The following is a 15,574-nucleotide window of genomic DNA, read 5'->3' on the forward strand; positions in this document are numbered from 1 at the left end:
TTTTATTCATCCTTAATTAATATTTGATTATTCTTTATTCCTTCAACTTTCATATTTGAATGTTGATATTGATTTATTAATTTTATCATATTTAAAGTGATTTTTTCTCCTTTAAACAGAATCGGTACACCTGGTGGATAAGGTATAACGTGTTGAGCTAACAATTTTCCTTCTGAATGACTAATATCAATCCATTTAACTTTGTTATATATCATAGGTAAAAATGTACCACTTTCTGTCATAAGCTGTGGGTATATCAACACATCTTTCTTTACTTTCGGTAAGACCATACTTTTAATTTTATCTATTAATATCTCAAAAGGATATTTATCATCTTTATGCCATAACGGTAATACAAATAAGATTTGATATTCGTCTGCTAACTCTACAAATATATGTTCCTTCTCAAACCATTTTTGAATTTCATACCCCGAATAACCTGGGTAAGAAATCAACATTTTTAATGGGTCATCAACCTCTTTAACAACAAAACTTTTACGTTTTAAAACATTCGAGAGTATATGTCTTTTCTCAAAAAATAAGTCACTATCATAATTTTGATAAAATGTTTGTGCTAACTCCAAACTTGCCATGACTAAATATGATGGGCTAGACGTTTGAAAATAAGATAAATATTGTTTGATGCTTTCTTTATAAGGGGCATCTTTATGTATAAATAACACTGACCCCATTGTAAGTGCAGGTAATGTTTTATGATAAGACTGAACTACATAATCAGCACCATAATTTAATGTAGAATCAGGAAATCCATCTAAACCGAAATGTGCACCATGTGCCTCATCAACGAGTACTGGAACATTATTAGAATGCAATAAGTCTATATCAGTTTGAATTGAGTAAGTTTCTCCATAATAATTGGGATAAGTCATAATCGCTAATTTATGTTGACTCAAATCTAATCCTTTAAAGTTAGGAGCTATATAATGATAGGATGTTGAACTTACCTTCATGTTTGTTAAAGTCGCTTTTTGATTCGCTAATTCCAATCCGTGAAAAACTGACTTATGTACATTTCTAGGTATCAAATAGTTTCCAGATTCATATGCCAAGGCTTGGATTACAGATAAAATACCAGAAGTAGTACCATTGACTAATAGATAAGCATCGTAATCTCTATGTTTATTAAAGTTTGACATACTTTCTAAAATGATATCTTCTGGATGATGTAAATCGTCCAATCCAGTGATTTCTGTCATATCCATTTTCAAATCCAATGATTCCAACTTACCTATAGTCATATTTTTGTGACCAGGCACATGCATGGAAATACTTTGTTGTGATATTAATTCATGTAATTTTTTTGATATTGGTAAACTCAAATCATCACTCTCTTCACTATTATAATCGTCTTATCTAACCTAGACTATCTTATATGAGATAAATCATCATCTTGTTGATTAACCCAATTTCGTTTTAATAGTCCCATGACATAGCAGTCTCTATATTCTCCTCTTGTATAGAAGTGTTCTTTTAATTTTCCTTCAATTTCAAAGTTATTACTTTTATAAATATGTACTGCCTTCTCATTATTTACATCTACATATAAATATACTTTATGCATGTTAAGCACTAAAAACGCATAATCTACTGCCATCTTAAACGCTTTTTTCGCATAACCTCTATTCGCAAATTGCGGGTCAACTATAATCAACACTTCACAAGTTCTATGTATAAAATTAATTTCTAATAACTCAACAACACCAATGGATTGTTGATCCTCTTCAATAACAAATCGTCTTTCTGATTCATCTAAAATATGCTTTTGGTATAACGATTCTAATTCACTTAATGATTGATAAGGCTCTTCAAACCAATAAGACATAATTGAATATTCATTATTCAAATTATGTAAATATTGTAAATCTGTTTTTTCTAAAGCTCTAATGATCATTTTAAAGCACTCCTTTAAATACGATAGTATTGAATTTTGTTTTAAATGTAAATCATTTCAAGCTTTTTCACATTAAATTTAATTATTAAGTTAAGTGTTAGACATAAAAAAAAGAGGCCATTAAGGCCTTGGGGTATTTACCACTATTCAAAAATTTAAAAATACCTCACTGTTTTGCTTTAGAACGTTAGTCTGCTACCTTCGGCGCTAAGGACCTTTTTCAACTTGAGAGAAATACGCTTATACTTCTTCATTTTCATCTCTCACTTACTCACTTAGCTCGACTAAGCTCGTTGCACTCATTCTTCAATTCATCGTCTAAACGCATTTGCTCTGCGTTGACTTTCTTATTTTAAACATAAAAAAAGAGACCTTGCGGTCTCAATGCGGCTCATCGCATCCTATTATTTGCCTGGCAACGTCCTACTCTAGCGGAACGTTAGTCCGACTACCATCGGCGCTAAGGAGCTTAACTTCTGTGTTCGGCATGGGAACAGGTGTGACCTCCTTGCCATTGTCACCAGACAAATGGAATGTATTATACATTCAAAACTAGATAGTAAGTAAAATGATTTTGCTTCGCAAAACATAAATTTTGATTAAGTCTTCGATCGATTAGTATTCGTCAGCTCCACGTGTCACCACGCTTCCACCTCGAACCTATTAACCTCATCATCTTTGAGGGATCTTATAACCGAAGTTGGGAAATCTCATCTTGAGGGGGGCTTCATGCTTAGATGCTTTCAGCACTTATCCCGTCCATACATAGCTACCCAGCTATGCCGTTGGCACGACAACTGGTACACCAGAGGTATGTCCATCCCGGTCCTCTCGTACTAAGGACAGCTCCTCTCAAATTTCCTACGCCCACGACGGATAGGGACCGAACTGTCTCACGACGTTCTGAACCCAGCTCGCGTACCGCTTTAATGGGCGAACAGCCCAACCCTTGGGACCGACTACAGCCCCAGGATGCGATGAGCCGACATCGAGGTGCCAAACCTCCCCGTCGATGTGAACTCTTGGGGGAGATAAGCCTGTTATCCCCGGGGTAGCTTTTATCCGTTGAGCGATGGCCCTTCCATGCGGAACCACCGGATCACTAAGTCCGTCTTTCGACCCTGCTCGACTTGTAAGTCTCGCAGTCAAGCTCCCTTATGCCTTTACACTCTATGAATGATTTCCAACCATTCTGAGGGAACCTTTGAGCGCCTCCGTTACCTTTTAGGAGGCGACCGCCCCAGTCAAACTGCCCACCTGACACTGTCTCCCACCACGATAAGTGGTGCGGGTTAGAAAGCCAACACAGCTAGGGTAGTATCCCACCAATGCCTCCACGTAAGCTAGCGCTCACGTTTCAAAGGCTCCTACCTATCCTGTACAAGCTGTGCCGAATTTCAATATCAGGCTACAGTAAAGCTCCACGGGGTCTTTCCGTCCTGTCGCGGGTAACCTGCATCTTCACAGGTACTATGATTTCACCGAGTCTCTCGTTGAGACAGTGCCCAAATCGTTACGCCTTTCGTGCGGGTCGGAACTTACCCGACAAGGAATTTCGCTACCTTAGGACCGTTATAGTTACGGCCGCCGTTTACTGGGGCTTCGATTCGTAGCTTCGCAGAAGCTAACTACTCCTCTTAACCTTCCAGCACCGGGCAGGCGTCAGCCCCTATACATCACCTTACGGTTTAGCAGAGACCTGTGTTTTTGATAAACAGTCGCTTGGGCCTATTCACTGCGGCTCTTCTGGGCGTTAACCCTAAAGAGCACCCCTTCTCCCGAAGTTACGGGGTCATTTTGCCGAGTTCCTTAACGAGAGTTCGCTCGCTCACCTTAGAATTCTCATCTTGACTACCTGTGTCGGTTTGCGGTACGGGCACCTGTTATCTATCTAGAGGCTTTTCTTGGCAGTGTGAAATCAACGACTCGAGGAAACAATTTCCTCTCCCCATCACAGCTTGACCTTATGAGTGCCGGATTTGCCTAACACTCAGTCTTACTGCTTGGACGTGCAATCCAATAGCACGCTTCGCCTATCCTACTGCGTCCCCCCATCGATTAAAACGATACTAGGTGGTACAGGAATATCAACCTGTTATCCATCGCCTACGCCTGTCGGCCTCAGCTTAGGACCCGACTAACCCAGAGCGGACGAGCCTTCCTCTGGAAACCTTAGTCAATCGGTGGACGGGATTCTCACCCGTCTTTCGCTACTCACACCGGCATTCTCACTTCTAAGCGCTCCACATGTCCTTGCGATCATGCTTCGACGCCCTTAGAACGCTCTCCTACCATTGTCCTACGGACAATCCACAGCTTCGGTAATATGTTTAGCCCCGGTACATTTTCGGCGCAGTGTCACTCGACTAGTGAGCTATTACGCACTCTTTAAATGATGGCTGCTTCTAAGCCAACATCCTAGTTGTCTGGGCAACGCCACATCCTTTTCCACTTAACATATATTTTGGGACCTTAGCTGGTGGTCTGGGCTGTTTCCCTTTCGAACACGGACCTTATCACCCATGTTCTGACTCCCAAGTTAAATTAATTGGCATTCGGAGTTTGTCTGAATTCGGTAACCCGAGAAGGGCCCCTCGTCCAAACAGTGCTCTACCTCCAATAATCATCACTTGAGGCTAGCCCTAAAGCTATTTCGGAGAGAACCAGCTATCTCCAAGTTCGATTGGAATTTCTCCGCTACCCTCAGTTCATCCGCTCACTTTTCAACGTAAGTCGGTTCGGTCCTCCATTCAGTGTTACCTGAACTTCAACCTGACCAAGGGTAGATCACCTGGTTTCGGGTCTACGACCAAATACTAAACGCCCTATTCAGACTCGCTTTCGCTACGGCTCCACATTAGCTGCTTAACCTTGCATCAAATCGTAACTCGCCGGTTCATTCTACAAAAGGCACGCCATCACCCATTAACGGGCTCTGACTACTTGTAAGCACACGGTTTCAAGTTCTCTTTCACTCCCCTTCCGGGGTACTTTTCACCTTTCCCTCACGGTACTGGTTCACTATCGGTCACTAGAGAGTATTTAGCCTTAGGAGATGGTCCTCCCAGATTCCGACGGAATTTCACGTGCTCCGTCGTACTCAGGATCCACTCAAGAGAGTATATATTTTCGACTACAGGATTATTACCTTCTTTGATTCAACTTTCCAGATGATTCGTCTAATATATACTTTTGTAACTCCGTATAGAGTGTCCTACAACCCCAACAAGCAAGCTTGTTGGTTTGGGCTCTTCCCGTTTCGCTCGCCGCTACTCAGGGAATCGATTTTTCTTTCTCTTCCTCCGGGTACTAAGATGTTTCAGTTCTCCGGGTCTGCCTTCTGATATGCTATGTATTCACATATCGATAACATGACATAACTCATGCTGGGTTTCCCCATTCGGAAATCTCTGGATCAACGCTTACTTACAGCTCCCCAAAGCATATCGTCGTTAGTAACGTCCTTCATCGGCTTCTAGTGCCAAGGCATCCACCGTGCGCCCTTAATAACTTAATCTATGTTTCCATCCTACAGGAAACGCGTTATTAATCTTGTGAGTGTTCTTTCGAACACTAGCGATTATTTCTTATGAATTCAAGCTTTAAAACTCTAATTCACTCGGTTTTGCTTGGTAAAATCTATTTTACTTACTTATCTAGTTTTCAATGTACAAGTTCTATTTCCAGTCAAGCGTTTGCATACTGTTTTGTTATCATTACTTTAAATACTCATTTACTCTAGTAAACTTCGCTTTAAAGTAACTCAACGCATTGTCTACGAATCGCTTTCTTTGAAAAAGAAGATATGTTGAATGTTATATAAACATTCAAAACTGAATACAATATGTCAATGTTATTCCTCATCTTCTACGAAGATGTTCCGAATATATCCTTAGAAAGGAGGTGATCCAGCCGCACCTTCCGATACGGCTACCTTGTTACGACTTCACCCCAATCATTTGTCCCACCTTCGACGGCTAGCTCCATAAATGGTTACTCCACCGGCTTCGGGTGTTACAAACTCTCGTGGTGTGACGGGCGGTGTGTACAAGACCCGGGAACGTATTCACCGTAGCATGCTGATCTACGATTACTAGCGATTCCAGCTTCATGTAGTCGAGTTGCAGACTACAATCCGAACTGAGAACAACTTTATGGGATTTGCTTGACCTCGCGGTTTAGCTGCCCTTTGTATTGTCCATTGTAGCACGTGTGTAGCCCAAATCATAAGGGGCATGATGATTTGACGTCATCCCCACCTTCCTCCGGTTTGTCACCGGCAGTCAACTTAGAGTGCCCAACTTAATGATGGCAACTAAGCTTAAGGGTTGCGCTCGTTGCGGGACTTAACCCAACATCTCACGACACGAGCTGACGACAACCATGCACCACCTGTCACTTTGTCCCCCGAAGGGGAAGACTCTATCTCTAGAGCGGTCAAAGGATGTCAAGATTTGGTAAGGTTCTTCGCGTTGCTTCGAATTAAACCACATGCTCCACCGCTTGTGCGGGTCCCCGTCAATTCCTTTGAGTTTCAACCTTGCGGTCGTACTCCCCAGGCGGAGTGCTTAATGCGTTAGCTGCAGCACTAAGGGGCGGAAACCCCCTAACACTTAGCACTCATCGTTTACGGCGTGGACTACCAGGGTATCTAATCCTGTTTGATCCCCACGCTTTCGCACATCAGCGTCAGTTACAGACCAGAAAGTCGCCTTCGCCACTGGTGTTCCTCCATATCTCTGCGCATTTCACCGCTACACATGGAATTCCACTTTCCTCTTCTGCACTCAAGTTTTCCAGTTTCCAATGACCCTCCACGGTTGAGCCGTGGGCTTTCACATCAGACTTAAAAAACCGCCTACGCGCGCTTTACGCCCAATAATTCCGGATAACGCTTGCCACCTACGTATTACCGCGGCTGCTGGCACGTAGTTAGCCGTGGCTTTCTGATCAGGTACCGTCAAGATGTGCACAGTTACTTACACATTTGTTCTTCCCTGATAACAGAGTTTTACGATCCGAAGACCTTCATCACTCACGCGGCGTTGCTCCGTCAGGCTTTCGCCCATTGCGGAAGATTCCCTACTGCTGCCTCCCGTAGGAGTCTGGACCGTGTCTCAGTTCCAGTGTGGCCGATCACCCTCTCAGGTCGGCTACGTATCGTTGCCTTGGTAAGCCGTTACCTTACCAACTAGCTAATACGGCGCGGATCCATCTATAAGTGACAGCAAAGCCGCCTTTCACTATTGAACCATGCGGTTCAATATGTTATCCGGTATTAGCTCCGGTTTCCCGAAGTTATCCCAGTCTTATAGGTAGGTTATCCACGTGTTACTCACCCGTCCGCCGCTAACGTCAAAGGAGCAAGCTCCTTATCTGTTCGCTCGACTTGCATGTATTAGGCACGCCGCCAGCGTTCATCCTGAGCCAGGATCAAACTCTCCATAAAAAATTATGATGTTTGATTAGCTCATAAAACTAAATTAATTGTTGTAACTTTCGTTACATTATTGGAATTAACGTTGACATATTGTCATTCAGTTTTCAATGTTCATTTCTTTTACCGTCAAGAATTAATTATACGCCTTATCAACTCGAAAGTCAATAACTTTTTATAAATAATTTTTGAAGTGATTTGTGTTGTTTTCGCTTTGTTTCGCTCAACAAATATATACTATACAGACATTCAAAACTTTTAACAACAGTAAAATTTACACTTTCTTAACTACCTAAATCTCTTGGTATCACTAATTTCGTATAATGTGATAAAGACTGTTATAAAAGTTCGGTTTTGAAATAAAAACTCCTTGGTTCTCATCGCAATATACTTCTTCACCCCGCCTATAACCAAACTTTAACTTTTTAATGATTTATTAAAGAAAATTAAAAAACACTGACACATTATGTATCAGTGCTAATTGCTACATTTCGGTTCTACCTGCAATCGCTTTGGATAACGTTACTTCATCTGCATATTCTAAATCTCCACCAACAGATAATCCTTGTGCTAAACGAGTGACTTTAATGCCTATTGGTTTGACGAGACGAGAAATATACATTGCTGTTGATTCACCTTCAAGATTTGGGTTCATTGCGAGTATTAACTCTTTAACTTCATCATTTTTCAAGCGTTCAACCAATGCTGGTATATTAATGTCCTCAGGGCCTATACCATCCATAGGTGATATCGAGCCATGTAAAACATGGTATAAACCTTTAAACTCTCTCATTTTTTCCATTGCAATAACATCTTTATCATCTTCAACGACGCAAATGACCGAGCGATCTCTTTGTTTATCTTCGCAAATATAACAAGGGTCTTTTTCAGTTATATGTCCGCACACACTACAATAGGTAAGTTCACGCTTTACATCTACGAGTGCTTTCGCAAATTGAACGACGTCATCTTCTTTCATATCTAATGTGTGAAATGCCAGACGTTGAGCGGTCTTAGGACCAATGCCTGGCAATTTCATAAAACTATCTATAAGTTTGGATATAGGTTCTGGATAATGCATGTTATCACATTCCAGGGATATTTAAGCCTTGAGTATGTTTACCTAAGCGTTCTTGTGTTAACTTGTCAGCTTTGTTCATCGCTTCATTAGTAGCTGCTAATACTAAGTCTTGTAACATTTCAACGTCATCTGGATCTACTGCATCTTCTTTGATTTGTACATCTATGACTTCTTTATGTCCAGTAACAGTTACAGTAACCATACCGCCACCAGCTGTACCTTCTACACGTTCTTCTTTTAATTTTTCCTGTTCTTGTTCCATTTTCTTTTGCATTTTTTGCATTTGTTTCATCATTTGTTGCATATTTCCGCCACCGCGCATAATCTATTTCCTCCTTGTAATTCCTAGAATTCTTTAAATACTAACTTTGTTTATATTATACATACGAATATTAGCCTTGTCATGTGTAGCTAATCATCTATCATATGTACTGTTTCTTCTCCGAATAAATCTTTTGCCTTTTGTGCCACATCTTCTTGTTCTGGCTCAGTTTCTATTTTTTCCGCTTCATTATGTTGATCATGCTTTCTGTTTTGAAGATATTCTGCTCTTACACGTAACCATTGATCTGAAGGAACACCTACTACTTTGACTGTTTTATTAACGATATTGCAAACTACACTTTCTATATTATTACGCTTTTCATCGTCTTTATTAACGATTTCGCAGTGTATCTCTTCTTCAAATTTCACTAACACATGATCTTCGCTTGCCGCTACTGGTTCTGAATTTTGAAGTAAACTTACTAAAGACTTTTTATCATTGTTTTTAGCATGATCAATGACCTCTTGCCAATGATCTTTGAGTAGTTTGATATCATCTTTATTGGCTTTATCTAGCACTTTAGCAATTTGTTGCATAGAAAATGCATTTTTTGAGCGTTGTTGACTTCTAATTGGTTTTTTCGGTGATTGCGTTTGTCCTGATGTAGCTATACCTTGAGATTTTAATACTTTCAATTCCTGCTCTAATTGTTCCATACGTTGTAATAAAACATCATTGTTAGGTTCTGTAGCAACTTGGGTCGTAGCAACATTTTGCACTGTTTCTGGTTTAGCTTTAATCATTTCAGCTAATTTTACCAACAACACTTCGAAATGAACACTTTGATTCACACTAAAACGTATAGATACTAAAGTATCATTGATAATATCGATCATGCGATATAAGGTGTCCAAGTCAAAATGAAGAAGTGCGTCATATTCAACGTCTTGATTAGACGTTTTATTCATAATTGTATCTCTGACGAAATAAATCATATCATTTATTAAACGATTGACTTCTTTCCCTTCAGTAACAAATTGATGATATCTCGTAAATGATGCCTTGACATCACCTTTAACTACATCTTTAAATAATTCATTTAAAGATGCTTCATCTACGCTACCCGTAACATTTAACGCATCTTGCAATGTTAAATGTTCATCTCCAAAAGCAATAGCTTGGTCCATAATACTTAGCGCATCTCGCATACCACCTTCTGAGGCCTTAGCAATAAATTCTAGTGCCTCATCATCGTAAGGTAATGACTGTGAATCAGCTACGTATTTCAAACGTTCGACAATTTGTTCTAAACTGATAGCTTTAAAATCAAATCTTTGCGCTCTTGAAATAATAGTTGGTGGAATTTTGTGCGGTTCAGTCGTAGCTAATATAAAAATTGCGTGTGCAGGTGGTTCTTCTAATGTTTTTAATAACGCGTTAAAAGCACCTGTCGTTAACATGTGCACTTCATCAATAATATAAACCTTGTATTCAGATTCACTTGGTGCGTATTTAACTTTATCTCTAATATTTCTGATCTCGTCAACACCATTGTTACTCGCAGCATCTATTTCAATCACATCAGAATTAGTACCTTGAGTGATACCTTTACAAATCGCACACTCGTTACATGGTTCTCCATCTGTACTATTTGTACAATTAATAGCTTTAGCAAACACCTTAGCAATACTTGTTTTTCCTGTTCCTCTAGGGCCACTAAATATATAGGCATGGGATTGTTTCCCTTTAGATATCGCATTTCGCAAAGTTTTAGTTACATGTTCTTGTCCAACGACATCATCAAAACTTTGAGGACGATACATACGATATAACGCTTGATAATTCACCTTAGCACCTCCGTTTGCAATTACTCTCTATTATATCATTTGTGCTAGCATGTTCATCAATAAAAATTCTTTAACGCATAATACTTGGATATTTTACTTGTCCAATTGGTTGGTCTGTTAAATTATCCCATAGAAACTTCACTAATAAAGGCTGTGTGACATCTTCATCTTCAGAATATAAATCATATTCATTTGCTAATTGATATCCTAATTGAGTAAAGTACGATGTTTCTCGATCAACTACAATTGTAGTATACCCTTCTGATTTCGCACGTTCTTCAACAGCTTGAACTAGTGCTTTACCTAATCCTTGATTTCTTAATTCCTTTTTTACTGATAATGAAGCAACTGTCAAAGCGGTATATGTTTTCTCTTCTGAAATGACACTGACTTCGACAAGCATGATATGTCCAATCACTTCATTTTGTTCGTTCTTCGCTATAACCTCTAGCTCATAATTATAGTCATCTGACTTTCTAAGTGTTTTAACAAGCGCTTTTTCCTGCCAACTTGCTTCCGGTTGTTCATCATAATTTGCTTCAATACTATTTAATGATTCTTCATAGTCCACTTCTGTTAAGGTACTCAAATAGATTTGCATCTTTACACCACCATATACGTCATTAGCTATTTCGTTTGTTTTTTCGTTATAACTTTATCAAATTATGTCACATTTATCTATTTATATAAAAAAGAGAGCGACTCATCTCATAAGTCGCTCAAATCTATATTCGATATTATTTATCAATTTAAAAACCGTGCACCTTTGTATCGAACGTATATCACAAACGTTACCGAAGTCGTTAGCTAAATCTCGGCTACCCTACGGCACATATGAGAGTCCACTTAATGCTGCTTCCGTCAGGACCTGACATGATTCATGGGTTCATATTGCATAGGACCGAAATCTTCAAACACTACGTGCTTCGGGCAGACTTCACAAAAATACGCCCTCAACAAAGGAATTAAGTCTCGCATAAAGCGGATTTCGAGTACAGGGAACCGCTACCTCCCCACCTAGCACGGTAAGATTTATAATACTATAATTCCTATTATGTTTGCAAGCTTAAAATCTTACAACTATAAATATCTATCATAAATTCGTTCCACTTCAACTTTATTGTAATAAATTTTCGAGACGTCTTGAAAACTCCTTAAATTTAAATTCAGTCGCAAGATGTTTAGATATATTATACTGAAACTGTGTCGTATCCTTTAAATATACTGTACTTCGCACTGTCGCTGTATAAGGAGGGTTTATATCACCAAACATCTCATAGTCTAATTTTGAAAATGGTTCAAAGGTAATAGATTTACTTGAATAACTAATATCTAATGCTAAATCATTTTCTAAATAGTCATATATAGACTTCTTGGCAACGCTAGCAGTAATAGATTTAACCACAGATTTCAAGAAAAAATCTTCATCTAAGATTTTCACCTTGCCTTTAATAGAACGCGTACGAATAACATGAATCAATCTTTCTTCAGCTTTTAATCCTAATGCTAACCTCACTCTTTCATAATCGCCCGCTCTAACTTCTTCATTAACAATAAGTTCGGTTTGGTGTTTCAAACCTAATTGATTTTGTACCTCTTTGAAACTAATCAACTCTGAAAACGGAAATTCAGTGATACCTTGGTATATAACAACAGACCCTTTTCCTCTAATCTTTTGAATCATGCCATCATTCGCTAACAACTCAAGTGCTTTACGAACCGTTTCTCTAGATGTTCCATAAGTAGATACCAATTCATTCTCTGACGGTATTTGATCACCATATTGGTATTGTTCTGATAAAATTTGATTTTTTAACTGTTCATAAATGGAAATGAATTTCTTTTGAGCCATGTTGATATCCTCTTTTTACTTAAAATTACTTCGCCGTTTCAACCACCATTGCACCAAACCCTGATATTTGACGTTGTTCTAACGTACCATTTTGAATAATCACATCACCTGAGACATTTAAATCTTCAGGTAGCATTACAGGTTCTTTAGAAAAATTAGCTATAATCAGCCAAGTTTGGTTGTGATAATGACGACGATATACAAATAATTGTTCGTGTTCCATATACATTGGTTCAATATTACCATAAGTTATTATATCGTGATGATGTCTTAACGAAATCAATGTTTTATATGTGTGTAAAATAGACTCAGAATCTTTCATTGCTTCTTCCACATTAATATGTTGATAGTTTTGAGGAATATTAATCCAAGGTTCACCAGTTGTAAAACCTGCATGATTCGATGCATTCCATTGCATTGGTGTACGGGAATTATCACGTGATTTTTGATCTAATATTTCTAAAATTTCTTGTTCTTTATATCCTTGATTTTTCAAATAATCATAAGCATTTAATGATTCTACATCTCTATATGCGTCTATTGAATTGAAATGAGGGTTAGTCATACCAATTTCTTCCCCTTGATAGATATATGGCGTTCCTTGTAACATGTGTAGCGCAATGGCTAATGTTTTAGAACTTGCTTGACGTAAAGATTCAGTACTATCATCCCCGAATCGTGAAACTACACGTGGTTGATCGTGATTACACCAGAATATCGCATTCCAGCCACCACCTTCATATATACCTAATTGCCAATCCATCAATATTTTTTTTAGCTGTTGGAAATCCATACTACCTTTAGCCCATTTTTCACCGTTAGGATAATCTACCTTTAAGTGATGGAAATTAAATACGCTGCTCAATTCGTTTCTTTCTGGATTAGAATATTTAATACAGTGATCAATGGTAGTAGATGACATTTCACCGACAGTCATCATATGCTTATCACCAAACGTATGTTGGTTCAATTCATGTAGATACTCATGCACTTTTGGTCCATCCGTATAAAACTCTTTTCCGATTTTATCAGAATCCCTAAATTCACCTTTGGAAATAAGATTAATTACATCAAAACGGAAACCGTCCACACCGAAATCAATCCAATAATTGACAATCTGATATAAGGCTTGTCTAACGTCTGGATTATCCCAATTCAAATCTGCTTGAGTAACATCAAATAAGTGCAAATAATATTCATCACTTTTTTCATCATATTGCCATGCATTTCCTCCGAATTTGGATTCCCAATTTGTGGGTGGCCCATCTTCAGAATGTCTAAAGAAATAATAATCTCGGTAAGGACTATCTTTAGATTGAATGGCTTCCTTAAACCATTGATGTTCTGTTGATGTATGGTTAATCACAATATCCATCATTACTTTAATATCTCGTTGGTGTGCTTCTTTCACTAAAATTTTAAAATCTTCTAAAGTACCAAATCGTTCATTAATAGTTAGATAATCACTAATGTCATAACCATTATCGTTCATAGGTGATTCATAAATAGGCGTTAACCATATATAATCTACACCTAAAAATTGCAAATAATCTAATTTCTCAATAATACCTCTTAAATCGCCCTCACCATTACCCGTCGTATCATTAAATGATTTGGGATATATTTGATAAACAACTGATTTTCTCCAGTCTTGTTCACTCATTGTTAAACCACCTTTATGTATTGTATGAAAATAAAAAGCGCTCAGAGGTTTATCAACTTGAACGCTTTACTTTTTTTATGAATTAGATGTGTCGACCATCTTTTTAGCTTTTTGATTACTAAATCTTGAAAATACTATTGTTAATACAGCTGGGACAACTGTCGCTATTAATGTAGCTGGAAGATAAATCCACCAAAATTCACTTTTGATTGAGATAAATGCAGGCCAACCACCTACACCAACACTACCTAATACTTTGTGAGCACCGATGAAAGCACCTAGTACACTTGAAGTCAGAATAGCTGCAACAAATGGATATTTCAATGGCAAGTTCACACCGAATAAAGCTGGTTCAGTTACACCTAACACACCTGAAATACCTGAAGTAAATGCTAGGCCTTCTTCTTTAACCATTTTCTTACGTTTATAGACAATCCATGCACCAAATGCCGCTGAACCTTGACAAATATTTGAAATCGCTAGAATTGGCCATAAATATGTGCCGCCTAAACTACTACCCATTAATTGGAAATCAACAGCTAAGAACATATGATGTAAACCTGTAATTACCAGTGGTGCATATAATAAGCCATATAACGCCCCACCTAACCATCCTGCATGTTCAAATACATAAGTCACACCATTTGTAATGCCTGTACCTAATATTAAAGCAATAGGTCCTATAACTATAAACGCTAGGAAACCAGTAATCAATAATGCTACTGGACCAACGACGAGCATCTTAATAGAATCATGTACAACTTTGTTTAGTGCTTTCTCTAATTGCGCTAATACATATGTTGCTAATAGGACTGGTAAAACTTGTCCTTGATAATTAAGTTGCTTAATTTCTAAGCCGAATATATTCCAAGTTGGTATATGGCCTTTACCTATATCATATTGTGAGACAAGTTGCGGATGCATCAAGATAAGCCCTAAAACCAATCCTAAAATTGGACTTCCTCCAAATACACGCATACTACTCCAACCAATTAATGCAGGTAAGAAAATGAAAGCGGTACTTGCGATGACATTAATAATATTTGAAATATCCGCAATTTGTGGGTACATTTCTATTAATTTTTTAGGTCCAAATAGACCTTCCATGGTTAAAATGTTATTAATCCCCATTAATAACCCAGCTGTTACAATTGCTGGTAAGATTGGTATAAATATATCCCCCAATAATTTAATCAATCTTTGAATTGGATTACCTTTTTTAGCTGCAGCTTGTTTAGCGTCGTCTTTAGAAGCTTCTTCTGCTCCTGTCTCTGCTACAAATTGTTTATAAACTTCATCTACCGTTCCCGGACCAATAACAATTTGATACTGATGATCTGCTTTAAATTGTCCTTTTACTAATGGATTATCGCTTAGCGCATCTTTGTCTACTTTATTATCATCTTTTAATACTAACCGTAGTCTTGTTACACAGTGTGTTGCCGTATCAAGGTTCTCTTTTCCTCCAATTGCATCTACAATGGCTTTTACATCTTGTTTTTTTACAGCCATAGCCT

General features: G+C 38.2%; 9 protein-coding genes, 3 rRNA genes and 1 other RNA gene. All 13 read right to left on the reverse strand.

What is annotated here, in order from left to right:
• Positions 1-2: 2 nt before the first annotated feature.
• Positions 3-1,340, reverse strand: coding sequence for an Orn/Lys/Arg family decarboxylase (locus P7F85_RS11340; RefSeq protein WP_002465708.1), 1,338 nt, complete (start codon positions 1,338-1,340; stop codon positions 3-5).
• 44 nt (positions 1,341-1,384) lie between these two features.
• Complete coding sequence (locus P7F85_RS11345; RefSeq protein WP_002465699.1) at positions 1,385-1,912, reverse strand: GNAT family N-acetyltransferase; 528 nt, start codon at positions 1,910-1,912, stop codon at positions 1,385-1,387.
• A gap of 410 nt (positions 1,913-2,322) precedes the next feature.
• Positions 2,323-2,437, reverse strand: a 5S ribosomal RNA gene (rrf, locus tag P7F85_RS11350).
• 70 nt (positions 2,438-2,507) lie between these two features.
• A 23S ribosomal RNA gene (locus tag P7F85_RS11355) occupies positions 2,508-5,429 on the reverse strand.
• 379 nt (positions 5,430-5,808) lie between these two features.
• A 16S ribosomal RNA gene (locus P7F85_RS11360) occupies positions 5,809-7,361 on the reverse strand.
• Together the 16S, 23S and 5S rRNA genes form the textbook arrangement of a ribosomal RNA operon.
• A 472-nt stretch (positions 7,362-7,833) precedes the next feature.
• Positions 7,834-8,430 carry a recombination mediator RecR gene (recR, locus tag P7F85_RS11365; protein WP_002466890.1) on the reverse strand — a complete coding sequence of 199 codons (597 nt, stop codon included), beginning with the start codon at positions 8,428-8,430 and terminating at the stop codon, positions 7,834-7,836.
• Between the two features lie 4 nt (positions 8,431-8,434).
• Positions 8,435-8,752: a YbaB/EbfC family nucleoid-associated protein gene (locus tag P7F85_RS11370; RefSeq protein ID WP_002466877.1), complete on the reverse strand. Its 318-nt coding sequence runs from the start codon at positions 8,750-8,752 to the stop codon at positions 8,435-8,437.
• A gap of 89 nt (positions 8,753-8,841) precedes the next feature.
• A complete protein-coding gene (gene dnaX / locus P7F85_RS11375; RefSeq protein ID WP_002466882.1) occupies positions 8,842-10,542 on the reverse strand; it encodes a DNA polymerase III subunit gamma/tau in 1,701 nt (566 codons plus the stop codon).
• 70 nt (positions 10,543-10,612) lie between these two features.
• On the reverse strand, positions 10,613-11,143 hold the full coding sequence (locus P7F85_RS11380) for a GNAT family N-acetyltransferase (RefSeq protein ID WP_002466880.1): 531 nt from the start codon (positions 11,141-11,143) through the stop codon (positions 10,613-10,615).
• 155 nt (positions 11,144-11,298) lie between these two features.
• Positions 11,299-11,568, reverse strand: an RNA gene (gene ffs / locus P7F85_RS11385) — signal recognition particle sRNA large type.
• A 91-nt stretch (positions 11,569-11,659) separates the two neighbouring features.
• Positions 11,660-12,394: a trehalose operon repressor gene (gene treR / locus P7F85_RS11390; RefSeq protein WP_002466885.1), complete on the reverse strand. Its 735-nt coding sequence runs from the start codon at positions 12,392-12,394 to the stop codon at positions 11,660-11,662.
• 25 nt (positions 12,395-12,419) lie between these two features.
• Positions 12,420-14,057 (reverse strand): alpha,alpha-phosphotrehalase, encoded by a 1,638-nt coding sequence (treC, locus tag P7F85_RS11395; RefSeq protein ID WP_002466878.1) that lies wholly within the window; start codon positions 14,055-14,057, stop codon positions 12,420-12,422.
• 75 nt (positions 14,058-14,132) lie between these two features.
• Positions 14,133-15,569, reverse strand: a complete 1,437-nt coding sequence (gene treP, locus P7F85_RS11400; RefSeq protein WP_002466879.1) for a PTS system trehalose-specific EIIBC component — start codon at positions 15,567-15,569, stop codon at positions 14,133-14,135.
• Between the last annotated feature and the right edge of the window lie 5 nt (positions 15,570-15,574).

The organism is Staphylococcus sp. aM (assembly GCF_052975125.1).

Bases quoted from the DNA above. Each gene is read 5' to 3' on its own strand.
- recR (WP_002466890.1), bottom strand. From the start codon at position 8,430: ATGCATTATCCAGAACCTATATCCAAACTTATAGATAGTTTTATGAAA.
- P7F85_RS11380 (WP_002466880.1), bottom strand. From the start codon at position 11,143: ATGCAAATCTATTTGAGTACCTTAACAGAAGTGGACTATGAAGAATCA.
- treP (WP_002466879.1), bottom strand. From the start codon at position 15,569: ATGGCTGTAAAAAAACAAGATGTAAAAGCCATTGTAGATGCAATTGGA.
- treC (WP_002466878.1), bottom strand. From the start codon at position 14,057: ATGAGTGAACAAGACTGGAGAAAATCAGTTGTTTATCAAATATATCCC.
- treR (WP_002466885.1), bottom strand. From the start codon at position 12,394: ATGGCTCAAAAGAAATTCATTTCCATTTATGAACAGTTAAAAAATCAA.
- P7F85_RS11345 (WP_002465699.1), bottom strand. From the start codon at position 1,912: ATGATCATTAGAGCTTTAGAAAAAACAGATTTACAATATTTACATAAT.
- P7F85_RS11370 (WP_002466877.1), bottom strand. From the start codon at position 8,752: ATGCGCGGTGGCGGAAATATGCAACAAATGATGAAACAAATGCAAAAA.